Genomic DNA, 25,780 nt, shown 5'->3' on the forward strand with positions numbered 1-25,780 from the left:
TTATTTCTCTAGGTTTCCCGACGATTGTCAATTTTTTGTACAGGTTTCTCTTGCGTGTGCATTTTCACATACGCAAAGGTATTATATAAGCGAATGCATCGGGAGGCAACAATTTCTTTCAGCTGACGCAATTTGTTCATATACATTTGTCCCGGACCCTATCCTCCGGTAAACTGAAAGAGGAACTATCCTGAAAGGAAGTCGTGTCGATGGCATTGCGCTATGCTTTATTAGGCTTGTTGTCCAAATCTCCCGCAACGGGTTATGAGTTAAATCAGCAATTTAAGGAAAAGATGATCTACTTTTGGCACGCTCACCACACGCAGATCTACCGGGAACTGGCCAAGATGGAAGTGGATAATCTGGTGACATCCCAGATCGTCAAACAAAAAGAGTACCCGGATAAAAAAATCTATACCATCCAAAAAAAAGGGATGGAGGAGCTGCTCCATTGGCTGTTGGAAGAACCGCCGAAACCACCCAGTATAAAGAATGACTTTTTCCTCAGAGTCTCCATCTTCCACCTGATACCCTATAACGAAGCCATTCAGCTGTTGGAAAAAAGTAAAATAACCTATCAAAACATTCTGGAAGGCACGCAAATGTGGCGGGAAGAGCGATTTACCAATGACGGGCTGCCTTCAAAAGAACAGCTGGGGGAATACCTCACTTCCGCTTTCGGCGTCCGTTTTGCGAAAAACTGGATAGAATGGTGCGATTGGGCCATCGATGTCCTGCGCCGGATGAAGGAAAAAGAAGAGCGCGCTTCCACTGAGTAAGCCATTTTCGGGTGGAAAGAGCAACCAATACCGGGTATAATCGAACGTATGAGCGGTGCTCATCCCACGGGTAGTGGGTACGTTCCTTGTAAACGTCATGGTATGGGGTTCCAGTAGCGAACCAATCTCTCCTACTGGGTAAAACCATGAGAGTGAGATGGAGGAACTAGCGTACTGGTAATACCACGGGCACTTCCGTTGGTCGCAGGTACGCCGCCCATGCGGGTACATTTCTAACTGCATGGGATGGGCTGATGAGACAGCCCTGAACTTGGGAGTTGTCCGAAACAGAAATGGACTGAGGGCGCTAACTACCCAAGAATCCCACGGCTGAAGCCGTGTGGAGTCTCAAAACGTTACTTGCGGTTCCTCTTGCCCTGTCTGTTGCAATAGAAAATCGCACTCCTCTCCACCCCTCTTCTTCCGATTGTTTTGTCCGCTGCTATCTTCGGCTCTTCTCTCTCGGACGCCGAAGAGACCGCCTGGGACTTTTCCAGGCAGTCGATGTCAACCACGAGTACGATCCAGCCAAAGCGTTGCTGAGCATGGACGACAGCGACATGAAAGATCCTTTGGAAAGATTGATGGAAGCCGTCCAGGATGCAAAAACCGATCCCGATGACGTCAAGGAAAGCAGCCTGCGCCTATACACGGTATCGTCCTTCGACGATCACCAGAAAGTCCTTCTCTATCGACCGGAAGACATGGACAATTCATCATCTCCCTGCAGAAAGTGAACGGCGAGTGGAGAGTGATTGACTTTAAGCAGGAAGGCACCTCTCAGGAAGAGATCGATGCCGAGTATTCCATCACGGAGGACGAAATGAAGGAAGTCTCCCCGTAAAAAACGAAAAAAAGCCCGGAGCCTCAACGGCATCCGGGCTTTTCTTCATCACTGATTCAAACTGGCATTGCGGCGGGAATAGACAAAGTAGATCAGTAAACCGATTCCCAGCCAGATCAAAAAGCGTCCCCAAGTCAGCGCCGGCAACTGGCTCATCAGGAAAAGGCAAAACACAACAGCCAGGCCGGGTACGATCGGCACCGCCGGACAGCGGAACTTCCGCTCCAGATCGGGGCGGGTTTTCCGCAGCACGATCACGGCGACCGAAATCATGATGAAGGCGGCCAGGGTACCGAGATTGACCAGCTCCGCCAGCTCGTTCAACGGAACCAATGCCCCGAGCAAACCGGATAGCAAGCCGACCAACCACGTCGTCCCGTAAGGGGTGCGGTACTTTTCATGAATGTTGGAAAGGCCTTTGGGCAACAGCCCGTCGCGGGACATGGCAAAGATGATCCGGGTCTGTCCGTACAACATCACCAACATCACCGTCGTCATCCCCACAATGGCCCCCAGACTGATCAGACCGACCAGCCAATCCTGACCCGTAACACTCAGTGCATATGCCACGGGGCTGTCTTCATGTCCCTTAAAGGAGCTGTAATGCACCATCCCGGTCATCAACCCGGACATGATCACATATAGCAACGTACAAATCCCCAGGGAATACAAAATACCTTTGGGCAAATCTTTGCTGGGATTGCGCGTTTCTTCCGCAGCCGAAGAAACGGCATCAAAGCCCACGTAAGCAAAGAAAACCAATGCCGCTGCTTGGAACACACCCGAGAATCCAAAAGGAGTAAAGGGCTCCCAGTTTGCCGGCTTCACATAACCGAACGCGACTGCGATAAACAGAACCACCACAGCCAATTTGACGATCACCATGATGTTGTTGACCCGTTTGGATTCCTTGATCCCGATGGATAACAGGAAGGTCAAGAACATCACGATCAAAAAGGCAGGAAGGTTGAAGTAAGTGGTTTGCCCATCCAATGCCCCTGGAGCGGCGGAGAGGGCGGTAGGGATCTCGATGCCAAAACCCGCCAACAAGGATTTGAAATATCCCGACCATCCCGCTGACACGGCACTAACGGCCAACATATATTCCAAAATTAGATCCCACCCGATCATCCAAGCGAAAAACTCACCCAATGTCGCATAGCTGTAAGTGTACGCCGATCCCGATACGGGCACTGTAGAAGCAAATTCGGCGTAGGCAAAGGCGGCAAAAGCACAAGCCAAACCGGCTAAAACAAAAGATAAAATCAGACCCGGACCTGCGGTCAGGGATCCTACTCCGGTCAAAACGAAAATACCCGTACCGATAATAGCCCCGATCCCCAACATGGTAAGGTCCCAGGCGGACAACTCCCTACGCAGCGTTCTCCCTGTCTGCGTACTTGCGATTAACTCCGCCACGCTTTTTTTGCGGAACAAACTGCCCGAACCTTTAGTGGGCAATGTCTTTACAGGTTGACCCATCGTGACTCCCCCTTGATCTTCCCCTTGAGAAGAAAGTAGTGACACACCGATTTCATTAATATTTTGTCAATTTCGATTATTCGCTTACACCCTTTCCACCCCCCATAAGCCGGAATGTTCATAATGATTTATATATTCCTCATTTATATTCCACAAGTCGTATCTCTTTTCCTCCAGGTGAAAATTAGATTTCACAAGCCAAAAAAAGGCATCCCCTGAAGGATGCCGCCATGGTAGCATGTACTCCCGTTTGAACCCGCTTTCCACCCCGCCCGTCGGCTCGGACGGGGCGGCTCAACCATCTCCATCCACGCAATCGGATGGAGAACCAACCTTCTTGTTCAAGCAGTGAAATCCTTCTTGGTCTCATGCTCCGTCCCAGGCAAGGATCAGGCGGTAAACTGCTCTTCTTCCGTAGAGCCTTTGAGAGCTGTGGTGGAGGAAGCACCGCCGGAGATGACCATGGAAACTTCATCGAAGTAACCGGTACCCACTTCCCGCTGGTGACGGGTGGCTGTGTAGCCGATGGATTCGTTGGCAAATTCCCTTTGCTGCAACTCGGAGTAGGCTGCCATCCCCCGATCTTTGTACCCGTGGGCCAATTCGAACATGCTGTTGTTGAGAGTGTGGAAGCCGGCCAGGGTGATAAATTGGAACTTGTAGCCCATTTCTCCCAATTCATCTTGGAACTTGGCGATGGTTTCATCATCCAACTTCTTCTTCCAGTTGAACGAAGGAGAGCAGTTGTATGCCAGCATTTTGCCGGGGAACTTCTCATGGATCGCTTCTGCAAAGCGGCGCGCTTCATCCAAATTGGGCTCGGAGGTTTCGCACCAGATCAGGTCCGCATACGGTGCGTAAGCCAATCCTCGGGCAATCGCCGTCTCCAGTCCACTCTTCTGCCGGTAGAAACCTTCTGGCGTCCGGTCACCCGTCAGGAACGGATGATCATAGGGATCCACATCACTGGTGATCAACTCCGCCGCATTGGCATCGGTACGGGCGATCAGAATGGTAGGAACGCCCATCACATCGGCCGCCAGCCGTGCCGCGATCAGGTTGCGCACGGCTTGCTGCGTCGGGATCAACACTTTTCCGCCCAGGTGCCCGCACTTTTTCTCGGATGCCAACTGATCCTCAAAATGTACTCCGGCAGCTCCCGCCTCGATCATCCCTTTCATCAGCTCAAACACATTGAGCGGTCCGCCAAAACCAGCTTCGGCATCCGCTACAATGGGAGCAAACCAGTACGTATCGTTTTTCCCTTCGGCATGCTCGATCTGGTCCGCCCGTTGCAACGCCTGGTTGATCCGCTTGACTACATGAGGCACACTGTTGGCCGGGTACAGGCTTTGATCGGGGTACATCTGACCAGCCAGGTTGGCATCTGCAGCCACTTGCCAGCCGCTGAGGTAAATGGCTTTCAATCCGGCTTTCACCTGTTGAACCGCCTGGTTTCCGGTCAGTGCACCCAATGCTTTCACATGATGTTCCGTATGAAGCAAGTTCCAGAGGCGCTCCGCCCCTTTGCGCGCCAGGGTGTGTTCAATCTGGATAGACCCCCGGAGACGTAGCACATCCTCCGGACTGTAGGGGCGTTCAATCCCTTTCCAGCGTTCGTCTTTTTCCCAGGACTCCTGCAGCTGTTTCGCTTCCTGTTGATCGATCATATTGATTCTCTCCCTTTCTTTTTATATGTTGCGGCCCTTACCCAGAGACCTCGTCAAGCCAACCGTTCGTAGCCCGGCAACGTCAAAAATTCCACAAATTCATCCTGTAATGTCAATTCTGAAAACAGCTCGGAGGCCTCGTCAAATTTCCCTTGCTCAAACCGCTCTTCTCCGATGGCTCCTTTGATTCTCTCCAACTCTTCTTTTAATACTTGCCGAAACAGTTCTTCCGTCACCTCGCGGCCGTCTTCCAACCGCCCTTTGGGATGACGAATCCATTGCCATACCTGAGCCCGGGAAATTTCCGCCGTCGCCGCATCCTCCATCAAATGGTTGATTCCCACGGCACCATAACCCCGAAGCCACGCTTCGATGTACTGAATGCCGACGCTTACATTGTTGCGCAACCCTTCTTCCGTGATAGTCCCTACCGGTACCCGAAGCAGGTCTTCAGCGGACACGTTCACATCGCCGCGCTTTTTATCGATCTGGTTTTGACCGACCATATGCTTATCAAAGATGTCTTTTGCCACCGGCACCAGCGCCGGATGCGCTACCCAGGTGCCGTCGTGGCCGTCCAAAGCCTCCCGCTCCTTGTCTGCCCGCACTTTGGCAATGGCCGCTTCATTGGCTTCCGGGTCGTTCTTGACCGGGATCTGCGCAGCCATGCCGCCGATACAGTGAACATTGCGCCGGTGACACGTCTGCACCGCCAGCAAGGTATACACGCGCATGAACGGAACCGTCATGGTTACCTGGGAGCGGTCGGGCAGAATCACATCGGGACGGTTGCGCAGCCGCTTCAGATAACTGAAGATGTAATCCCATCGCCCGCAGTTGAGTCCGGCGGAATGTTCCCGCAGCTCATAGAGAATTTCATTCATTTCAAATGCGGCCAGGATGGTTTCGATCAGCACCGTCGCCTTGATCGTACCCCGTTTAATCTTCAGCTCCTCCTGTGCAAAGAGAAAGACATCGTTCCACAGGCGGGCTTCACGGTGACTTTCCATTTTCGGAAGATAGAAATAAGGTCCTGATCCATTATGCAACAAGGTTTTTGCATTGTGAAAGAAATAGAGTCCGAAGTCGAAAAGTCCCGCAGGCACCGGTTTTCCGTCCACTTCCACATGTTTTTCATCCAAATGCCAGCCTCTGGGACGTACCACCAAGGTGGCGATCTGATCCTTTAGCTTGTATTCCTTCCCCTGGGGGCTAGTAAAGTCGATTTGGCGGTTGATGGCATCCCGCATATTGATTTGCCCTTGAATCGTGTTTTCCCAGGTGGGGGAATTGGCATCCTCAAAGTCTGCCATAAACACTTTAGCTCCCGAGTTTAGCGCATGGATCACCATTTTCCGATCGCCGGCCGGTCCGGTGATTTCCACGCGCCGATCCTGCAAATCATAGGGAACCGGATCGACGGACCAAGAACGGTTGCGAATCTCTTCCGTTTCCGGCAAAAAACCGGGCAATTTCCCCTCATCGATCTCCCGTTGCCGATCCATCCTGTATTGCAACAGCCGTTCCCTTTCTTCGGAAAACTTTCGGGTCAACTTGGCCACAAATGCCAGCGCGTCGGGTGTCAGGATTTCCTTGAAGGAATCCGTCAATTCGCCTTTGATGCTGACATAGGAAGGATAGGCAGTTGTGGGTGTAGTCACAGGACGACACTCCTTTGGTTTTGTTGAACTGTTTCAAACAGATTAAATAACTCGTAATGTATTATAGTACAGTTTTGGCGAAAGTGGCAAGACTTTTTTCGCAATTCACGAAAAAACTGCTGCAGCCCTTGTACTATCCCCAGCACAGCGGTATTCTGTAATATAACAAACGAACGACTTTACTAGTCTTCAGACTCTATTGCTCCCTTTCCGACATCACAGTTACGATGCTATCCGCTCCGAACTACGAACCCCTCTCCCCGTCGTCCCTTGCCAACATTAGCCTAAATACACGGGTTTCCGATCACCACGTCGGATGAATGGGCGCACCCTCATCCGGAAAGTAATCTTTCTAATCTGCACCTCGTATGATAACCCCAATCTTTGTATATATTTGGATGATAATGAGTTCACAAAGTGTTCAAAAACAAAACAAGGAAAACGGACTCTCATGTTTAAGTTGTTTTAGTGTTTAACTAAGTTAAGTTATTATACGCTTTTATATGACATCAAAGGGGGACATACATCAATGGAAGATCAACAAATAACTTATTCAGACAAAAAAGAAGAGCGACATAACAATTTGGTAAATATTCATTTATATGAGAAATACCTGGATCAACCAATAAAAAATGGGATCGATAATTTCATCAAACGGTTATCTTATTCTTCCCGCTCTGAAGAAACAATCAATTAAAGAACAAGGTGGGAAAAGGATTGGATAAGCGTTTCGATGAAATTGTAACCATAGCCTGTCAATGTGGTAATGTATTTCAAGTCGACAAAGAAAAATATCTTCATTGCTTTCTCCAATGCCCTGCCTGCGAAACCATCATCCATCCCGATGACGAGGACAATCGAAACGAATAGTGGTAAATTTCTAGAACCCAATTAGGGTTCTTCTTATTGAGGGTGTTGATCACCCGATTGAACCCTCATCCGGGTGAAGCGGTATAGAAGAAAAGCGGCGGAGGATTTCACCTCCTTATTGTTGTGACCGCCCTAATAATTTACTGGAGTGGGTTACTCCTAGATATCCTTGCTTGGGAACGAAATGAGAGCTCTGACCCACCTGCGATGAGCCCCCCTTCTGCAGAAGATGGGGCGGCTACTTGCCGCCCGTTTAACTCATCCGCATATTCAAGGGTTCCCAGCACCCGAAGGGGAATAATCATATAAAACGGATACATCCTCTCTCGCAGGAGGTGGATAGCGGGTGAACGCTCCATATCGAGCAGCATTGGAACGGTTGTATCGTTCCAAAGAGAAGGAAGGACAGTGGATCCAGGTTCCGGAGGAAGTGGATGAAGCCGTCTGTTCCCATTATCAATTGGAAATCGACGTCACCCAAACGGCCCGACGACCGCTCTACCACGAAACAACGGTTTCGCTGGAACCAGTAGAAGGTCTGCCCGGACTGCGGGCCGGACAGTGTCCTGATTGCCTCTCTCTCTACTACCACATCAACTGCAGAAATAATACTTGATCCACAAAAAGCCGGGCCCCGATGTGGCAGCCCGGCTTTTGCCGTTACTTCGAGATATTCTTTACATCCGGGTCCGGCCGGAACTTGGGTATTCCTCATATTCCACTATGGTCATCATGCCTCCTGCAGCATGATGCAAACCGATGCAATCCGCTGAGCCTTTATACCGAATCGGTACTCTCATCATCGAACCATGATCTTCCAGGTACCAGACTGATTGGCGGTGAGCTCCACATCCACCCGTTCACCGGGAGCTACGGGAATCAACTGATCCCTGAAACTCTTGGGCTGCTGGATCGATTGACCGTCTACATGAGTAATTTTCACATCGTGCCCGACAACGGCTGATTCAGTTAAAGAAATCCATGATCGGCATCGGTGAAAAAAGAAGGAGAAAACTGCATGTTTGTAGTAGACTGTTTGTATTATGGGTAGTGAACCATCTCGCCGTGGCAAAATTCCTGCAACACTTGCCCCGCTGATGCATCCCGCACTCGTCAACCTCAATTTTCGCATTATTCTATTAATAGGGGGTGGTCGCGTGATCGTCGCGTGATATAAGATCCAAACATACACCACGAACTCCAAAGGAGGGGTACCCATGGCAAAATCTCAACAACAACCGCGAACGGACAACCACTGGGAGCAAGTGGCCCGCACACCTGTGTTCCAAGAATTGATCCGTAAGAAAAAGCGGTTCATCCTTCCAGCTTCCGTCTTTTTTCTCTTGTATTACTTCGCTTTGCCTGTCGTCACCGGGTATTCGGATATCTTGAATACAAAGGTGTCCGGAGGGATGAACTGGGTATACCTTTTCGCTCTGTCCCAGTTTTTCATGGCCTGGATTTTGTCCCTTATCTATGTCTGGCATGCCAATAAGACAGATCAACTAGTCCAACGCATCAATGATCAAAAGGAGGAGAAGCAGTGAACACCACGGCCTTCATCCTGTTTGTGCTCATCGTCGCCATCACCCTGTTGGTCACCTATTGGGCAGCCAAGCGAACACAAACCACCTCCGATTTTTACGCCGCCGGACGTTCCATCACCGGTTGGCAAAACGGTATCGCCATCGCCGGCGATTACATGAGCGCCGCATCGTTCCTAGGGATCGCCGGATTAATCGCCTTGTTCGGCTTTGACGGTTTTCTGTATTCCGTCGGTTTTCTCGTCGCCTTCCTGGTCGTACTGCTGATCGTGGCAGAGCCGCTGCGCAACACAGGCAAGTATACCATGGCCGACATGTTGGCCTATCGGTTGAAAGCCAAGCCCGTCCGTTCAGCCGCCGCCCTCAGCACCATGGCGATCTCCGCTTTCTACATGATCGCCCAACTGGTGGGAGCAGGTGGAATCATCAAGCTGCTGCTGGGTCTGGATTATACGGTATCCATCATCATCATTGGAACCCTAATGATCCTTTACGTGGTGTTCGGCGGGATGCTCGCTACTACCTGGGTCCAGATCATCAAGGCGGTACTGCTGATGTCTGGAACAACCCTGCTCAGTGTATGGGTCCTGCAAAAGTACGATTTCAGCCTCGTCACCCTGTTTAACGAAGTAGCCGCACAGAAGGGACAACGTTTCCTGGAACCGGGACTCCAATTTTCCAACCCGGTTGAAAACATCTCCCTGGGGATTGCCCTTTTGGCCGGAACCGCCGGTCTGCCTCACATTTTGATTCGGTTTTATACCGTCCCCTCTGCCCGGGAAGCGCGGAAATCCGTGGTTTGGGCCATGTTTATCATCGGCTCTTTTTACATTATGACCACTTTCCTCGGGTTTGGTGCCGCACTCTTGGTCGATGAAGAGAAGATTACCGCCGCAGATAAAGCTGGCAATATGGCAGCCCCGCTGTTGGCGGAAGCTCTCGGCGGCAACTTCTTTCTGGCATTTATCGCTGCTGTTGCTTTCGCCACCATTCTGGCGGTAGTAGCCGGCCTTGTCATTTCCGCTGCGGGCGCTTTTGCCCATGACTTTTACTCCAATGTGCTCCGGGGCGGCAAAGCTTCCGATGAGGAGCAGATGCGCGTCGCCAAGCGGGCTTCGATCGGTGTAGGCGTCGTCTCCATCATCCTGGCACTGCTGGCGAAGGACATGAATGTAGCCTTCTTGGTGGCATTGGCATTTGCCGTCGCATCCAGCGCCAACTTGCCGGTGATCCTGTTCTCCCTCTATTGGAAGCGTTTCACCACGCAAGGGGCAGTATGGGGCATCTTGACCGGCCTGATCAGCTCCGTCCTGTTGGTGTTGATCAGCCCCAACTTCATGCCGCCGGAATCAGCCATCTTCCCGCTGAAAAATCCGGCTTTGGTGTCGGTCCCCTTGGGCTTTTTGGGCGCCTGGCTGGGTACGCTCCTGAGTCCGCGCGACCAAGCTTCAGAGGAGAAGTTCACGGAGTTGTATGTCCGGTCCCAGACGGGCATCGGGGCAGAGTAAGGCAGCCCCTGCAAAAGGCGCGGGTCTCCCGATCCGCGCTTTTTGCTTGCCTTGCAAGCTCAATCCCACATTATAATGGGTTACAATTAAGAACATACAGCATGTACCGATCTCAAAATCAACGTTGGAACCAGAATGCACAAAAGCGGGTGAAGAGAAGGATGCGTGTACTCGTTGCCGAAGATGACACGGGTGTCTGCGAGGTACTTCGCCTTTTCATGGAAAAAGAGGGCTACCAGACCCGGTTCGTCCACGACGGGAAGGAAGCCCTCGAGGAGTGGGAGCGGGGGGATTATGAACTCCTGGTGCTGGACTGGATGCTCCCGGGATTGGACGGGATGGCGATCTGCAGACAAGTGCGGAGCCGGTCCCAGGTGCCCATCATCATGCTGACGGCCCGCACCCAGGAGTCGGACCAAGTGCTGGGACTGGAGTGGGGAGCCGATGATTATGTGACCAAACCTTTCAGCCCCCTCGCCCTGATGGCCCGCATTAAGGCGGTGATGCGCCGGGTTCGCAGTGCCGGGGGCAGTCCGTGGCCCGATTCCGGCATCCGGCTCCAACATTGGCGGATCAATCCGGAAACACGGGAAGTGTTTCTGGATGGAGAGGCGATTGCCGACCTGACACCCAAAGAGTTTGACCTCCTCCACTTCTTCGCTCGTCACCCCCGACGCGTCTTTTCCAGGGAGGAGCTGTTGGATGGAGTCTGGGGCTACGATTTCTACGGGGATGAACGGACAGTAGATGTCCATATCAAGCGCCTGCGGAAGAAGATCGCCCGGCCGGGCCATCCCTGGATCCACACCGTGTAGGGTGTGGGCTACAAGTTTGACGAAGCGGGGGAGGAGGATGCGCTTTAACCTGTTCAAAAAGATCCTGGTCAGCCATCTGGCCGTCATTTTGACGGTCATCTTCATTTTATCCGGTGTTCTGTCCGCTGTTGTGGAGAATTTCCTCTACAAACAGAAAATAAGGGAGCTGAAGGGATTCGGGGAACAGCTGGTCCGCATTCATCCTCTAGCGGAAGATGGGGAAGGGCGGGATATCCGCCGGCTTCAGATCCTCCTGAGCGGCCGGGATATCCGAATCCTGCGGCTGGATCGGGAGGGGCTGGTGATGGGGCCCGGCGCGGATTGGAGAATTTCCAACTCGATCCCGCACTGATGGAACGGATCCGCCGGGGGCAGATGGTAGAGGGGAGAGACGAGATCGGCCGCCTGCCAGTGACTTGGGTCATCCTGCCGCACAAGCGTGACGGGGTTGACGGAGCCTGGGTTCTCTTTTCCCCGATCGAGGGTCTGAACCGGGCCCTGCGGCAAATCCGGTTCTCTCTTATCCTGGCAGCGATCGCGGCCCTTATAATCTCCCTGTTGATCGGCAGAGGTTTTGCCAAACGCATGTCCGACCGCATTAGGGGACTGCGCCGAGCCACCGAAAGGATTCGTCGGGGCCGCTACGACGTCGAGTCACCTCCCTTCCGTGTCCGAAGCCGGGTCCGACGGGATGAGCTGGACGAGCTGGCCGTGGACTTTCACGCGATGGCCGAAGAGCTCTCCCGAAGCCGAGCCGAATTGGCGCGATTCGAAGAGCGGCGGCGCCAGTTTATCTCCGACGTGTCCCATGAGCTGAGGACACCCTTAACCTCCATTCGCGGACTCCTTGAGGGGCTCCGCACCGGAGTGGTGGAGGACGGGGAAAAAGAGCGGATTTATTCCCTCATGGAAAAAGAAACCCTGCGCCTGATCCGTCTCATCAACGAGCTCCTCGATCTGGAACGGATTCGGGCTGGCAAAGTAGAGTTGAAAAAAGAGTGGCATCAGGTGGAGGACCTGTTTGAAATCGTGACAGAACAGATGCAACCCCTCGCGTCGAAGAAAGGGATCCGCCTTACCTCCAGGGGAGCGACCGGTATCCGGGTGTACGGGGATTATGACCGGCTCCTGCAGATCCTCGTCAACCTGGTCCAAAACGGGATCCAGTTTACTGAGGAAGGAGAAGTACGGCTCACCGCCGCGTCAGCGAAAGGATTCACCATCCTGCGGGTGGAAGATACCGGTGCCGGGATGAGCCCAGAGGAACTGGAGAAAATCTGGGATCGCTTTTTTAAAGCGGATCCTTCCCGGGCCCGGAGGGGAAATGAGACGGGACTCGGCCTGTCCATCGTGAAGCGGTTGACCGAGGCCCACGGAGGCACCGCCGAGGTGAAGAGCAGCCCCGGGGATGGGAGCTCCTTTACGCTGAAGCTTCCCGTTCCCAATCCAAAAGGGACTGGACCGACGACCGATCTTCCCGGCTAAGACACAAGCCCGTCATTATTTTGTCATGATTGGCGGGTATGCTAAAAAAGCAGCATCAACCAGAAAGGAGTGGTAAGGGTGCTGGTTAATCTGAAGGGCATCCTCAAGGTTGCCACTGTGTCGGGTCTCGTCTTGGGAGGGGCGTGGGGAATCCATTCCTACACCTCCGCCGAGCATAAAACGGCGGCAACCGTAACGAAAGCGGATGGCACGACTTCAACCGCCAAAGCGGTGAAGGGCGTCTCTTCCTATGATCTCAAGCAGCTGAGCTCAGGTATGGATGAAAAAATGGAATGGAAAGGCCAAGCCCGGAAAAAATGGTTGGAACGAATAGCCAAATACCTTGGCGAGCAGCCAGAGGCGGTGGAAAAATCCATCGGTCACCATCCACCCCGGGAAGCGGCGATGGCTGCCGTTATCGCCAAATTGAGCGGTCAAGAGCTGGATGTGGTGCTGAAGGCCAAGGAAAACCGCACCTGGAAAGAGGTAGCCGCACAATACAAGGTAAACCGGAGGGAAATCCGGAAGGAGATCCGCCGCATCCTGCCCCGCGATGCGAGGGCGTTCCACTTTTTAAAACGCCATCCCGGCTTCGCAGTTCAAGAGCTGTCCGACTATCTCGGGATGGAACCGAAAGAGTTGGTCGGGCTGGCCAGGAAAGAAAAGACGAACCTGGCAGGGCTGGTGAAAGCCTCCATCCTATCCAAAGCGAGCGGAAAAAGCCTGGAGGAAGTGTTCGCCCATAAGACAAGAGACAACACCTGGTCCGAGGTGGGTAAATCTCTGGGTGTCGACCGGTCCGAGCTGAGAAAAGCGGCGAAGGAGCTGCTCACCCGATTCCGCAAAGATTGGAAGGAAACTACCGGCTGGCTGAAAGAGATCCGCCGGCAAGGGAAGGAACAGGAAAAGGATTCATCTTTTGCCCCGCAAAAGGCACCGAAGGAGCGGGAAGACTCCACTTCCCGGCTGTAAACGAATACACATCCAATCCAACCTGCCGGATATCCGGCAGGTTTTTTGAGTTTATTCCCAATATGCCTTGCCATCTCCGTTTTAACGGTATTGGTTATCTTGATCGTTGTGGTGATAGGGTTTAAAAAGTGTCATCCAATTTACAAATGTAAGCGCTATCTAATATAATGAATGAGTATGGTATCTGGCTATGGTGGGGCGTACGATATTGGTAGGTTCTTGCATAAAAATTTGGGAACATTTCAATGAATCTATAGATATTAGACAAACGGATTCTATTGATCCAAAAAAATGTGGGATCGTATTGAAAAACGAAATTTGTTCAAGAGGAGGGTTTAACAATGGCCGAATCCATCGAGCGCGAGAAGACGCGACGCATCACAGGCAATATCTTCAAAGGTTCGGTTGGAAATCTGATTGAATGGTACGACTGGTACGTCTATACTGCTTTCGCCGTGTATTTCTCGGCAGAGTTCTTCCCCAAGGGAGACCCGACCAGCCAGCTTCTCAACACGGCGGCGATCTTCGCTGTCGGCTTCCTGATGCGCCCGATCGGAAGCCTGCTGATGGGCCGCTACGCTGATCGTCATGGCCGCCGTTCCGCGCTGACGCTTTCCATCACCATCATGGCCGGTGGTTCGCTGATTATTGCCATCACCCCAGGTTATAGCACCATTGGTGTACTGGCTCCCATTATTCTGGTTCTCGCACGTCTTCTCCAAGGAGTGTCGTTGGGTGGAGAGTATGGAACCTCGGCAACATACCTGTCCGAGATGGCCAGCAGCGGCCGCCGCGGCTTCTACTCGAGCTTTCAGTACGTCACACTTGTTGCCGGACAGATAGTAGCACTGGGTATCCAGATCATCCTTCAGCAAATGCTCAGCGAAACTGAAATGAACTCCTGGGGCTGGCGTATTCCCTTCGTCATCGGAGCAATGGGGGCATTGGCCGTATTGTGGCTGCGTCGCACGATGGACGAATCGGAGCAGTTCTCAAAAATGGGTTCTGAAAGCCGGGCGAGCGCTGGTACCGTTCGGGCTCTGATGAAACACCCCAAGGCGGTGCTGACAGTGGTCGGACTAACACTCGGCGGAACCGTCGCCTTTTATACCTACACTACATATTTACAGAAGTTCATGGTGAATACTGTTGGCCTTCCCAAGGAAGTGGTCAGTTGGATCAACTTTATTGCCCTACTGTTATTCGTCGTGCTTCAACCACTCGCTGGTATGCTGTCTGATCGGATCGGACGTCGCCCGCTATTGATTAGTTTCGGTGTCCTCGGAACGCTGCTGACGGTGCCGCTGTTTCTGTTTATGGAGCAGGCGAAGAACCCTCTCGTTGCTTTCTTGCTCATGATGGTAGGTCTCATCATTGTCACCGGTTACACTTCCATTAATGCGATCGTAAAGGCCGAGCTCTTCCCGACCAAAATCCGTGCCCTCGGCGTGGGATTCCCCTATGGAGTTACCGTCGCGGTGTTTGGAGGAACGGCGGAGTTCATCGCGTTATGGCTGAAGAGTATCGGAGTCGAGTCGCTCTACTTCTTCTACGTAGCTGCCTGCATTGCCGTGAGCCTTATCGTCTACTGGCGTATGGATGAGTCTTCGAAGGTCTCTCACATCGAATCCGAGCTGGACGCTGAAAATGAGCCGGCTGTTCGTGGATTCAGCTCACGGTACTCTTAAGGGTTCTAGTGCAAAAATCATTAGTTGAGACTGATAGCTCAATTACAGATGATATAGAAAAAGCCCCTAAAGGGGCTGAGGCTGCTGACAAAGGGAGAAGGTCAGCAGCCTCTTTTTGTTGCAATAGTAGAAAGACTTCAACAAAGGACGGATACCATGTTTCAAACCAACCCCAACCGCCAAGGAAATATGGAGTTTATTATACATAGAACTGGTACCGGAAGATTACCTGCTGCGCAAGATGGATGAAACCATCCACTTCTCCTTCCTCGCCGAAAAAACCCGGCACGCTCCGAATTCTGCAGCCACTTTTCGTCAACCTTCAGGTCGAGGTAGGTGAGATCCCCTTCCTCTGGAGGCTGAAACGAACCTCGTCAGATGCGTTCAGCTTGTCATCCACCATGAAGGGGCGGGGGACGACAATTGCTCTTTCTTTCTGGGTAGAGATCCGAAGGAAAAACAAAAAAGAAGGCCATGTTCCCCAAATGGAGACAGACCCTCTTTTCGATGCCCAACTTATTGCTCCTTCACCAAGCGAACCGCATCGGCGACGACAATGCCGTCTGCATTATCGGACAGGACGACTTTAATGCCTGCGCCCTGGGAAAAATTCCAGGTGCCCAGGTAGATCCACTGACCACCTCCCGTTCGCTGATTGACGGTTTTCACCGACTGGCCGTCCTTTTATATTTTTCTAAAGTGCGGGTAATGGGATCGTGGTACCGATGATGCATTCCCATGATTCGATGAATAATAATGACAGCCAAAGGGATGTGCCAAAATTCCCCTGAATCATCTCTCCCTCCACTTCCCTTTAGAAGGGACAAGAGGTGTGCTATACTTTGCATAGGTAAAGCAGATGAGTGAAAAGACATGCGATCTCGCAACAGGAAAGGATGCTGGGATATGGATATGATGGATGCAAACCAAATCATCGAATTTATCCAGAAAAGCGAAAAGAAAACCCCCGTCAAAGTACATATCAAAGGGGATCTGAATGGCATCGATTTTGGGCCTGATGTCCATTCCTTTATCAACGGCGGCGTGGGCGTTCTCTTTGGAGACTGGAAAGTGATCCAACCTTTGTTGAAGCAACATGAGGATAAAATCGAAGACCTGGTGGTAGAAAACGATCGCCGGAACTCCGCCATTCCCTTGCTCGACCTGAAAGGGGTGGAAGCACGGATCGAGCCCGGTGCGATCATCCGTGATCAGGTGGAAATCGGAAAAAACGCCGTCATCATGATGGGGGCCATGATCAACATCGGCGCCGTGATCGGTGAAGGCACCATGATCGACATGAATGTGGTGGTCGGTGGCCGCGGCACGATCGGGAAAAACTGCCACATCGGAGCAGGCGCCGTGATTGCCGGTGTGATCGAACCGCCGTCAGCCAAACCGGTGATTATCGAGGATGATGTGGTCGTCGGCGCTAATGCGGTAATCTTGGAAGGGGTTCGCGTCGGCAAAGGATCCGTCGTCGCCGCCGGAGCCGTTGTCGTGGAGGATGTACCGGAAAACTCCGTTGTAGCGGGAACCCCGGCCAAAGTGATCAAAAAGATCGACGAAAAAACCCGCTCCAAAACGGAAATCAAACAGGAACTGCGTCAACTGTAAGCAGAAACAATCATTCCGGGCCCTCTGCGGGCCCGCCTTTTATATTTATGGAACGCCGGATCAAGGAGGAGTCGGATGTGAGTGACTGGCAAGCCAGGGATCGGCAATACCTGCTCCCCACCTATAAGCGCCTGCCCATCGCCATTGCCGAAGCTAGAGGGAATCGATTGATCGACACCGAAGGAAAGTCCTATCTGGATCTCTTCACCGGATTGGCGGTAAACATCCTGGGGCATTCCCATCCCAAAGTTATCAAAGCGCTGCATGAACAAGGGGAGAAGTTCCTTCATATCTCCAACGTCTTTTTAAATCCCCCTGCCATCCGTCTGGCCGAACGGCTGATCGAACAGAGCATCCCGGGCAAAGTGTTTTTCTCCAATTCCGGGGCGGAAGCGACAGAAGCCGCTGTCAAATTGGTGCACAAGTGGGCCCAGGCAGACGGACAAGGAAGGCGCGGGTTCGTCGTGATGAAAAACAGCTTCCATGGGCGGACTTTGGGAGCTGTGCGTCTCACCCGCCAGCCGGGAGTATATCAGGATTTCCCTCAGCCGGATGTTCCCGTTTATGAAGTAGAGCCCAATAACCGGGAAGAGCTGCGCCGCATCGTTACCGAAAATCGGCCCGCTGCCATCCTGGCCGAGCCGATTCTGGGATCCGGGGGAATCCTCCCTTTATACGAGGAATATTTACAGGAGATGGAACAGCTGGCTCGTAGGGAAGACCTGTTACTTTGCATGGATGAAATTCAAACCGGCGTTGGCCGCACGGGCAAGTTTTTTGCTTACCAACATGCAGGTATTCAGCCGGACGTGATTTTATTTGCCAAAGGAATCGGCGGGGGGCTACCTCTGGGCGGCATCATCGCCGGGGAAAAAACGGCCCATTTGTTTCAACCCGGAGACCACGGCACCACCTTTGCGCCCTCTCCTTTGAGTGCCGCTTTGGGTAACGCCGTGCTCGACGTGTTATTGGAAGACGGGATGATGGAACAAGGACGAAATCATGCCCAATACCTGCTTGGCCTATTGTCCGATCTGGCCAAGACCCATCCCCAATCCATCGAAGGCGTCCACGGCAAAGGTATGATGATCGGGATCCGCACCCGTAAAAGCCCGGAAGAAGTCTCCCGCCTCCAACAACAGCTGCTGCAAGACGGTTTTCTGGTCAACATTGCTCAACAAACGGTGATCCGGCTGTTGCCCCCCCTTACCCTGACTCCGGAGGAATCCGACCAATTCGTGGACCATTTGGAATACCTGATCACCCAACAAGCCTGAGAAAGGAGGGAGAACCATGAGCCGAACATCCTTGCATCCCTTTGTTCAGATCCGACGGCAATTGCACCAAATCCCTGAGCTGGGATTTGAAGAGTTTAAGACTCAGCAATTTATTTTGGATTATCTGCGGCAATTGCACCAAGACCGGATGGAAATCAAGACCTGGCGCACCGGCGTTCTCGTCAAGGTGAAAGGCACCAACCCCCGGCGATGTTTGGGGTATCGGGCCGATATGGACGGCTTGCCCATCGAAGAGGAAACCTCCTATGACTTTGCGTCCACCCATCCGGGGCAGATGCATGCCTGCGGTCACGATGTTCATATGGCGATTGCCCTTGGCATCTTGACCCATTTTGTAGAGCATCCGATCGCTGATGATTTACTGTTCATCTTTCAGCCGGCAGAAGAGGGTCCGGGCGGTGCCCTTCCCATGCTGGAAAGCGCGGAATTCCAGTCCTGGAAGCCCGACTTTTTGGTTGCCCTGCATATCGCGCCGGACTATCCGGTGGGGACGATTGCCACCAAACCGGGAATTCTGTTTGCCAACACCTCGGAGTTGTTCATTGACCTGAAAGGTCAAAGCGGTCACGCTTCACTCCCCCACCGGAGCAACGACATGGTCATCGCTGCTTCCCAGCTGGCGATGCAGCTGCAAACCATTATTTCGCGCAATATTGACCCTTTGGACTCCGCCATCCTCACGATTGGCAAAGTAACCATCGGCACAAAGCAAAATATCATCCCCGGCAAAGCGCGCTTGGAAGGAACCATCCGCACCTTGTCCATGGAATCGATGGCCAAGATCAAGGATCGAATCCGTGACTTGGTTCGGGGAATTGAAACCGGGTTTGAATGCGAAGCTAGCATCGATTGGGGAGCCAACTATTGTCAGGTGGACAACGATCCCGCCCTCACACGGGAGTTTATGCATTGGGCGCAGAAGACTGGCGATGTAAACGTAGTGGAATGCAAAGAAGCCATGGCCGGAGAAGATTTCGGTTATTTCCTGCGGGACATTCCAGGGTTTATGTTCTGGCTCGGTGTGGACACCCCTTTCGGTCTTCATCATCCCAAAATCGAACCGGATGAGCGGGCGATTGAAACGGCCATTCCGTTGATGACCCGATATTTGGAGTGGAAATCGGCTCAATAAAGAACCCAGCAGTTGTTCTCTGCTGGGTTCTTTTCTGACTTAATCACGGGCCAACACCCACCTGTACCACCTGCTGGAAGGTAGGACGATTCACCCACTGCATCTGAGGTGCTTCCATCAGTCCGACCGCTTCTTGATCAATGGTATCCCGGGAGCCGTCATACACCCAATCCTTTACCTCCTTGCTGCCATACTCTTTCTCCAGGTCTGACGCCGTCTGTTCCATGGCTTTCCACAATGCAGCCCGGCACTTCTGCTTATCTCCGTCTCCACAGTAAGCGGTATGCCACGCATCCCGAACAGGGGCACCCCACACTTGCCTCAGGTCTTTTTGTACGTAGGAGTAATACCCCTCGATATAGGCAGAACCCACCCCTTGACGGGGCGAATCTTCCAGCACATTGGGAAGATCGGTGCCTTCTAGGACCTTGCCAAACATCGCTTTGACCAAATAAGGGAAGAGAGCGTCCCCGATGGCCACCGCTGTTCCGTGATCATACTTTCCATCCTTGGGGGAAAAATCCCGCCGGTGCCCGCCCTCAGCCACCCATTTGGCCAATACATCTCGGATGGTCTGTAGTCGGGAATCGTTTTCCGGCGCGGTATCCCCCAACATCTTCAGCACCCATGGATATACTTCCTGCCCTTTGAGGTCTACTGTCGCTGCATCCATCATCATGTTGACCATATCCGCCCGATCCAGTTTGTTACCGGATTGGACCGCTTGTTTCAACCGCTTCTCTAGATGCAGGGATCGGTGCAAGGGACCATAACTGAAATTGGCATCATTGGCGCGAAAATCGGGAGCCTGCTTGTTGTTCCAGTTGGCAAAGTAGCCGTTGTCCGGATTGATCTCATGGGGTTGCTGATCCGACGTTAAAAAGGCACCAGTCCAGTCGTACTCCCCTGTCCCCCAGACGGGCAGATCCGGATCGGTTCGCGGATCCCGCACCGGACAAAGGCAGGAGTGCTGATACGCGATATCCTGCTGATCTACGTAAAACCAATTGAAGGTGTAATCCACTTTGGAAAAAGCTTTACGGAAGGATTGGGCTCCATCTTTCATAAATACAGGATCATTGATCCGCTTGAACCCAATCGCACTGTTCAGCTCGTTGCCATAGGTGGAGCGCTGAGTGGTCACCGCCACCGGTTTTCCATCCACCGTCCCTCTGGCTTGGACCGGTCCGTATACGGTCCGTTCCACCTGGATATCGAAGACCAGACTCTCTTTGGCCAGCTCCGGAACCCCGGCTGCAGAGGGCTTGGCGATCTGGCGGTGGGTATAGACCTCCATGGGGCGGCATTTCCCTTTATACAAGTACCCTTGGGATTTCAACGTCGCCTGCCCTCCATCAGGCTCGCACAGCTTTACCACCCACTGGTCAACATTATCTGCACCGGCAGATGTAGCAGACCAGGCATAGTTCGTTCCCCGTCCCAGTTGGACATATAGGTTCACCCCGGCGAATCCGACACCCCTGGCCCTCAGGCCAGGGGCTTGTACATCGGTTTCCACCAACAACTGCGGAGAAAAGTAGCCGGTCTGAGGGCCGAAAACAGCGATCGGCTTGCCGTGCTGTGCATATTTGCCGGATAACAGAATGGCATTGCTCATCTGTGAAGGGGTGCGCAAGTCGATCGGTCCCAGCGGGCCGTCCGCTACCATTTTGGGAGGTTTCATTTTTTCCACTGCCTGATCGGCGGTTTCCACATCCAACAATGCGATCGATTCGGGGTCCGTCTTGTCATGCTGATTATAGGGAAATGATTTTTCTGTCGTTACCGGTGCTTCCCGGTCTTCCGCACTGCGAAAATCTTCCCAGATCCGTCTTCCTTCTTTGATTCCATGCTTTTCCTGCAATTGACGCAAAAAACGGCCGCTGGCCACTTCATTGCCACCGCCTTTGCCAAAAATCCCGCCTACGAGACTGGCGATGGCCACACTGTCTTCCGGCTTCCATTTCCGCGGAATCTGCTGAAGGGCCGGGTATTCGGCGGGAAGCAGCTTCGGATTCAGAATGGCTTTGCGAATATAGGCATTTACGCCCGCAGTGTAAGCCCGAACGTCGGCACACACCTGAGCTCCTTCTTCCCCTTGACTGCACAGGTTATCCGCCTGCCGGGTCAATTCCTCTTCCTTATATGGAGCTGCCATCACCTGGGCCCGGTCCATCTCTTTATTGGCTTTGCTGGCACCCAAAAACTCACTGATCCGCCCGCGACCCAGGTAACGCAACACATCCATCAAAAACAGACGATCCTCCGCCGTGGCGTATCCCACTGCAAACATCGCCGCTTTTCGGGTTTCTCCCTGAATATGGGGCACGCCAAAGGAATCCCGCTGTATCACGGCCCCTGAAACAGGTGAATAGGTTCGTTCGATGTTCCCTCTCGCTCCCAGGGAGGCTTTTTTAAAGAACGTTGGAATCTCTTTTTCTTCTAGTCCCGGGGATCGAAAGACGAGATCATTGTACATCGCGGTCTGATCATTGGCATGTTTGGGATATTGCTTCCCGAGCTGATATGCGGCCAACTCCGCCGCATTTACCGTTCCATCCTGACCCGGCGGCATAATGTTGTAAAACCCGCCGGGGTCATCCAAAGATACCGCCGATGCCTGCAACAAAGGCGATACCAACAACAGCAACGCCATGAACAACACCCAGCCGCCAACCACGGCAGGCTTTCTCCGCCCGTTCCACATCCAAACCAGCAACAGAGCAATGACACCTGCCGCACTAACCGCTGCTATACCCTCCATTCCCGACATGACAGCAGCCCCTTCATCACAAATTTTCTGAATATATAGATTCTACCATATTCGTCTGCCTCTTGAAAAAAGATTTCCAGGACAACAAGAAAAAACCCTCACGGTAGCGTGAGGGCTGAGGGTACTGAAGAAGTTCTCCCATCAAGCGCTGACGTTGGATTTCGGGTGTGCCCGTTTCTCTTTTTTTATCGGCTTCCAGAAAGACGAAGCGAGGAACGCCAGTCCTCAAATTGAGATTGTGACCTTTCATCACCTCTACTTGCGGGTTGGCAACGAGGCCATACCCGGCTAAAACGACTCCATAGATCGTAAACATCCATCCGATCAGAAAACGGAGATCCAACCATCGGGTTTGTCCTTGCATGGGAACACCTCCATTACCAGAACAGGATATTGAGGAAGACGAGCAGGACACAGACCATCAATGCCTGAATCCCGGGACGCTTATACCAGGCATGACCCGCGTAGGTCACTTTTTCCGTCAAACCATACACAACGCCCTTCAACTCCGACTCCGGTTTGGGCTTGGTAAACAAGCTGACCAGCACCGTCACGACCGCCGCAGCCACCCATGCCCAGGCACGCCAGAAGTTGCCGGCCTGATCGCTGGCGAAATACCCTTCCGGGATCAGGACATATAACAGCACGGCTGCTAAAGTGCCGGCCAACAGCCCCCAAAAACCGCCCCAAGGAGTGGTACGCTTCCAGAACATCCCGAATAGGAACGTAGCGAACAACGGCGCATTGAAGAAGGAGAACAACAACTGTGTGTAATCCATGATGCTGGGGAAATCTGCCGCAATATAGGCGGTGCCTATGCTGACGATCACCCCGATCACCACGGCCCAGCGCCCCACTTTCACATAATGCGCGTCGCTGGCATCTTTTTTAATGTAAGCCTGGTAGATATCGTAGGTCCACACGGTGGTGAAGGCGGTAACATTTCCGGCCATCCCGCTCATAAAGCTGGCCAGCATCGCCGTCAAACCGAGGCCCATCAAGCCCGGCGGGTAATACCGCTCCATCAACAGTGGCAAAGCCAGGTTGTAACTGGGACCTCCCGCTTTCCCGATATCCGGAATCAACGCCACTGCCATCAAGCCAGGGATAATTACCAGAAAAGGAACAATCATTTTGAAATAAGCGGCATAGATCGGTGTATTTTGAGCGGCACGCAAGTTTTTAGCCGCCAAGGCACGCTGCACCACCAGGAAGTCCGTCGTCCAGTAGCCAAATGAAAGCACAAAGCCAAGGCCGAGCACCACACCGAGCCAGTCGATGCCCATCGCATTGCTGTCGGGCGTACCCATATGGGACCAAACATGGGCAAATCCATGGGGCAACCGGGAAACCATCTGATCCCATCCTCCAAGCTCAACCATACCGAGCACGGGGATCAGCAACAGACCGAGCCAAATCAGGAAAAACTGGATCACTTCCGTAAAAATCGAAGACGTCAGCCCGCCCATGGCGACATAGATCAACACCACCACGGCAGAAACAAAAATGCTGGTGGTCAGGGACCAGCCGACCAATACCTGAAAGATCAAACCCATGGAGTACAGGCTGATCCCCGAAACCAAAATCGTCATCACGGCGAAGGAAATGGCGTTAAAACCCCGGGTCGCCTCGTTATATCGCAGTTTGAGATATTCCGGTACCGACCGTACTTTAGTGGCATAGTAAAAGGGCATCATGTAAACCCCGAGGAATAACATGGCCGGCATGGCACCCATCCAGTAAAAATGCGTCCCGCCGTATTGGGCACCGCTTGCCGCCATTCCCAACACTTCCAGCGCCCCCAGGTTAGCCGACAGAAAAGCCAAGCTGGTGATCCAGGCCGGGATGGAACGTCCAGACAAAAAGAAATCTTCTCCGGTCTTGGTCCGGTTTTTCAGCAAAAAGCCGATTCCCAAAACAAAGACGAAAATAAATGCGATCATCACATAGTCAATCGGTACTGTATGTACCAAGGTCTTGCCCATCGAGACCCTCCTTGCTTGCTTCCATTTGAGCGTAAACGGCCGAATTTGCAACTATCTGATAACGCTTTCATCTTCCATTATAAAGGATGGACGGAGATATTTTAATTACTTTTTTAAATTAATTAATCATAATTTAACGAGTCGGCCCAATCAAAAAACACCCTCACCTGTACAGGTGAGGGTGTGGGAGTGAATCTGCACCGTATTTGGGATTAACCGATGGAACCTTCCATCTCGAACTTGATGAGACGGTTCATTTCCACCGCGTATTCCATCGGCAGCTCTTTGGTAAAGGGCTCGATGAAGCCCATCACGATCATCTGTGTGGCTTCTTCTTCCGACAAGCCGCGGCTCATCAGATAGAAGAGCTGCTCTTCGCTCACTTTGGAAACAGTTGCTTCGTGCTCCAGGGTGACATCATCATTCTTGATCTCGTTATACGGGATCGTATCCGAAGTGGACTGATCGTCCAGGATCAAGGTATCACATTCCACCTTGGACTTGGAACCGGTGGCGTTTTTGCCGAAGCTGGACAGTCCGCGGTAGGTCACTTTCCCGCCTTGTTTACTGATGGACTTGGACACGATGGTAGAGGTACAGTTGGGAGCCAGGGCCACTACTTTAGCACCGGCATCCTGGTGTTGCCCTTTGCCCGCCACGGCGATGGAGAGGACATCTGCTTTGGCGCCTTCTCCTTTCATGATAACGGCGGGGTATTTCATCGTCAGCTTGGAACCGATGTTGCCGTCCACCCATTCCATGTGGGCGCCTTTTTCGGCAACGGCACGCTTGGTCACCAAATTGTACACGTTGGGAGCCCAGTTCTGAATCGTGGTGTAGCGGCAACGGGCGTTGTCCTTCACCACGATTTCCACGACAGCGCTGTGCAAGGAATCGGTGCTGTAGATCGGCGCCGTGCAGCCTTCCACGTAGTGAACAAAGCTTTCTTCATCAGCGATAATCAAGGTCCGCTCAAACTGTCCCATATTTTCGGAGTTGATCCGGAAGTAAGCTTGCAGCGGTACATCGCACTTAACGCCCTTCGGTACGTAGATAAAGCTGCCTCCGCTCCACACCGCGCTGTTCAAGGCGGCAAACTTGTTGTCCGACGGCGGTACTACGGTTCCGAAGTATTCTCGAAGCAGCTCAGGGTATTCTTTTACCGCGGTATCGGTATCGCAGAAAATAACCCCTTGCTCCTCCAGTTCTTTCTGCATGTTGTGGTAAACCACTTCCGACTCATACTGGGCGGACACACCGGCCAGGAACTTCTGTTCCGCTTCGGGAATCCCCAGACGGTCAAAGGTACGCTTGATCTCTTCCGGTACTTCATCCCAGGAGCGTCCCTGGCGCTCGGAAGGTTTCACGTAGTACGTGATGTCATCAAAGTTCAGATCCGACAGCTCGCCCGGCAGCAGCGAAAACCACTGACTGTTCTGGGAGCTGGGCATCGGCATCTTATAAAACTGTTCCAATGCTTTCAGGCGAAACTCGAGCATCCATTCCGGCTCTTCCTTCATCCGGGAAATCTCTTCCACGATTTCCCGGGTCAGGCCGCGTTTGGACCGGAAGACGGAGACGTCTTTATCGCGAAAGCCGTATTGGTAATCCGAAATATCCGGCATTTGCTTTGCCATTGCTATCCCTCCTTTTTCGG

The 25,780-nt window shown here is 52.6% G+C and carries 21 protein-coding genes and 1 pseudogene; 14 read left to right on the top strand and 8 right to left on the bottom strand.

All coding sequences use genetic code 11. The features are described from left to right. Window positions 1–209: 209 nt before the first annotated feature. Together IEW70_RS03035 and IEW70_RS03040 are read left to right on the top strand one after the other, a co-directional pair. Complete coding sequence (locus IEW70_RS03035) at window positions 210–779, top strand: PadR family transcriptional regulator (protein ID WP_188646452.1); 570 nt, start codon at window positions 210–212, stop codon at window positions 777–779. Between the two features lie 338 nt (window positions 780–1,117). After that, window positions 1,118–1,516 carry a hypothetical protein gene (locus IEW70_RS03040; protein WP_188646453.1) on the top strand — a complete coding sequence of 133 codons (399 nt, stop codon included), beginning with the start codon at window positions 1,118–1,120 and terminating at the stop codon, window positions 1,514–1,516. 155 nt (window positions 1,517–1,671) lie between these two features. Here the strand turns inward: IEW70_RS03040 and bcaP are convergent, their stop codons facing one another. From bcaP to aceB, 3 genes are all read right to left on the bottom strand, one after another. Beyond that, window positions 1,672–3,105, bottom strand: a complete 1,434-nt coding sequence (bcaP, locus tag IEW70_RS03045) for a branched-chain amino acid transporter BcaP (RefSeq protein ID WP_188646454.1) — start codon at window positions 3,103–3,105, stop codon at window positions 1,672–1,674. 389 nt (window positions 3,106–3,494) lie between these two features. Further along, complete coding sequence (gene aceA / locus IEW70_RS03050) at window positions 3,495–4,775, bottom strand: isocitrate lyase (RefSeq protein WP_188646455.1); 1,281 nt, start codon at window positions 4,773–4,775, stop codon at window positions 3,495–3,497. 53 nt (window positions 4,776–4,828) lie between these two features. Then, window positions 4,829–6,436 (bottom strand): malate synthase A, encoded by a 1,608-nt coding sequence (aceB, locus tag IEW70_RS03055; RefSeq protein ID WP_188646456.1) that lies wholly within the window; start codon window positions 6,434–6,436, stop codon window positions 4,829–4,831. Between the two features lie 529 nt (window positions 6,437–6,965). On the opposite strand from aceB, the gene IEW70_RS03060 reads away from it, so the two are divergent. Then, window positions 6,966–7,133: a hypothetical protein gene (locus IEW70_RS03060; RefSeq protein ID WP_188646457.1), complete on the top strand. Its 168-nt coding sequence runs from the start codon at window positions 6,966–6,968 to the stop codon at window positions 7,131–7,133. A gap of 519 nt (window positions 7,134–7,652) precedes the next feature. Next, window positions 7,653–7,922 carry a hypothetical protein gene (locus IEW70_RS03065; protein WP_188646458.1) on the top strand — a complete coding sequence of 90 codons (270 nt, stop codon included), beginning with the start codon at window positions 7,653–7,655 and terminating at the stop codon, window positions 7,920–7,922. A 183-nt stretch (window positions 7,923–8,105) separates the two neighbouring features. Here IEW70_RS03065 and IEW70_RS17730 read toward each other — a convergent pair whose 3' ends face one another. Next, window positions 8,106–8,249: a cupredoxin domain-containing protein gene (locus tag IEW70_RS17730; RefSeq protein WP_229751794.1), complete on the bottom strand. Its 144-nt coding sequence runs from the start codon at window positions 8,247–8,249 to the stop codon at window positions 8,106–8,108. A gap of 274 nt (window positions 8,250–8,523) precedes the next feature. Between IEW70_RS17730 and IEW70_RS03075 the strand changes: the two genes are divergently transcribed. The 7 genes from IEW70_RS03075 (at window position 8,524) to IEW70_RS03105 (ending at window position 15,318) form a co-directional block, all read left to right on the top strand. Beyond that, window positions 8,524–8,853 carry a DUF485 domain-containing protein gene (locus IEW70_RS03075; protein ID WP_188646459.1) on the top strand — a complete coding sequence of 110 codons (330 nt, stop codon included), beginning with the start codon at window positions 8,524–8,526 and terminating at the stop codon, window positions 8,851–8,853. After that, window positions 8,850–10,358: a monocarboxylic acid transporter gene (locus tag IEW70_RS03080; protein ID WP_188646460.1), complete on the top strand. Its 1,509-nt coding sequence runs from the start codon at window positions 8,850–8,852 to the stop codon at window positions 10,356–10,358. The genes IEW70_RS03075 and IEW70_RS03080 overlap by 4 nt, the downstream gene beginning before the upstream one ends. A gap of 161 nt (window positions 10,359–10,519) precedes the next feature. After that, a complete protein-coding gene (locus IEW70_RS03085; protein WP_188646461.1) occupies window positions 10,520–11,173 on the top strand; it encodes a response regulator transcription factor in 654 nt (217 codons plus the stop codon). Window positions 11,174–11,210: 37 nt separating this feature from the next. Next, window positions 11,211–11,525 carry a hypothetical protein gene (locus IEW70_RS03090; protein WP_188646462.1) on the top strand — a complete coding sequence of 105 codons (315 nt, stop codon included), beginning with the start codon at window positions 11,211–11,213 and terminating at the stop codon, window positions 11,523–11,525. Then, window positions 11,495–12,658: a sensor histidine kinase gene (locus tag IEW70_RS03095; RefSeq protein ID WP_188646463.1), complete on the top strand. Its 1,164-nt coding sequence runs from the start codon at window positions 11,495–11,497 to the stop codon at window positions 12,656–12,658. Before IEW70_RS03090 ends, IEW70_RS03095 begins: the two co-directional genes overlap by 31 nt. Before the next feature lie 78 nt (window positions 12,659–12,736). Then, window positions 12,737–13,630 (top strand): hypothetical protein, encoded by an 894-nt coding sequence (locus tag IEW70_RS03100; protein ID WP_188646464.1) that lies wholly within the window; start codon window positions 12,737–12,739, stop codon window positions 13,628–13,630. Between the two features lie 341 nt (window positions 13,631–13,971). Continuing rightward, window positions 13,972–15,318 (top strand): MFS transporter, encoded by a 1,347-nt coding sequence (locus tag IEW70_RS03105; protein ID WP_188646465.1) that lies wholly within the window; start codon window positions 13,972–13,974, stop codon window positions 15,316–15,318. Window positions 15,319–15,834: 516 nt separating this feature from the next. Here IEW70_RS03105 and IEW70_RS03110 read toward each other — a convergent pair. Continuing rightward, a pseudogene (locus IEW70_RS03110) lies at window positions 15,835–15,990 on the bottom strand (golvesin C-terminal-like domain-containing protein); the annotation flags it as partial. 234 nt (window positions 15,991–16,224) lie between these two features. Here IEW70_RS03110 and dapD point away from each other — a divergent pair. The 3 genes from dapD (at window position 16,225) to IEW70_RS03125 (ending at window position 19,365) form a co-directional block, all read left to right on the top strand. Continuing rightward, on the top strand, window positions 16,225–16,935 hold the full coding sequence (gene dapD / locus IEW70_RS03115; protein WP_188646467.1) for a 2,3,4,5-tetrahydropyridine-2,6-dicarboxylate N-acetyltransferase: 711 nt from the start codon (window positions 16,225–16,227) through the stop codon (window positions 16,933–16,935). 77 nt (window positions 16,936–17,012) lie between these two features. Continuing rightward, a complete protein-coding gene (locus IEW70_RS03120; RefSeq protein ID WP_229751795.1) occupies window positions 17,013–18,212 on the top strand; it encodes an aspartate aminotransferase family protein in 1,200 nt (399 codons plus the stop codon). Between the two features lie 16 nt (window positions 18,213–18,228). Beyond that, a complete protein-coding gene (locus IEW70_RS03125; RefSeq protein ID WP_188646469.1) occupies window positions 18,229–19,365 on the top strand; it encodes an N-acetyldiaminopimelate deacetylase in 1,137 nt (378 codons plus the stop codon). 43 nt (window positions 19,366–19,408) lie between these two features. Here the strand turns inward: IEW70_RS03125 and IEW70_RS03130 are convergent, their stop codons facing one another. From IEW70_RS03130 to sufB, 3 genes are all read right to left on the bottom strand, one after another. Further along, window positions 19,409–22,138 carry a penicillin acylase family protein gene (locus tag IEW70_RS03130; RefSeq protein ID WP_188646470.1) on the bottom strand — a complete coding sequence of 910 codons (2,730 nt, stop codon included), beginning with the start codon at window positions 22,136–22,138 and terminating at the stop codon, window positions 19,409–19,411. 377 nt (window positions 22,139–22,515) lie between these two features. Then, window positions 22,516–24,123 (bottom strand): sodium:solute symporter family protein, encoded by a 1,608-nt coding sequence (locus IEW70_RS03135; RefSeq protein ID WP_188646471.1) that lies wholly within the window; start codon window positions 24,121–24,123, stop codon window positions 22,516–22,518. A 212-nt stretch (window positions 24,124–24,335) separates the two neighbouring features. Further along, a complete protein-coding gene (sufB, locus tag IEW70_RS03140) occupies window positions 24,336–25,760 on the bottom strand; it encodes a Fe-S cluster assembly protein SufB (RefSeq protein ID WP_188646472.1) in 1,425 nt (474 codons plus the stop codon). Window positions 25,761–25,780: the final 20 nt, after the last annotated feature.

It is taken from the genome of Marinithermofilum abyssi, assembly GCF_014641195.1.
Taxonomy (GTDB): domain Bacteria; phylum Bacillota; class Bacilli; order Thermoactinomycetales; family DSM-45169; genus Marinithermofilum; species Marinithermofilum abyssi.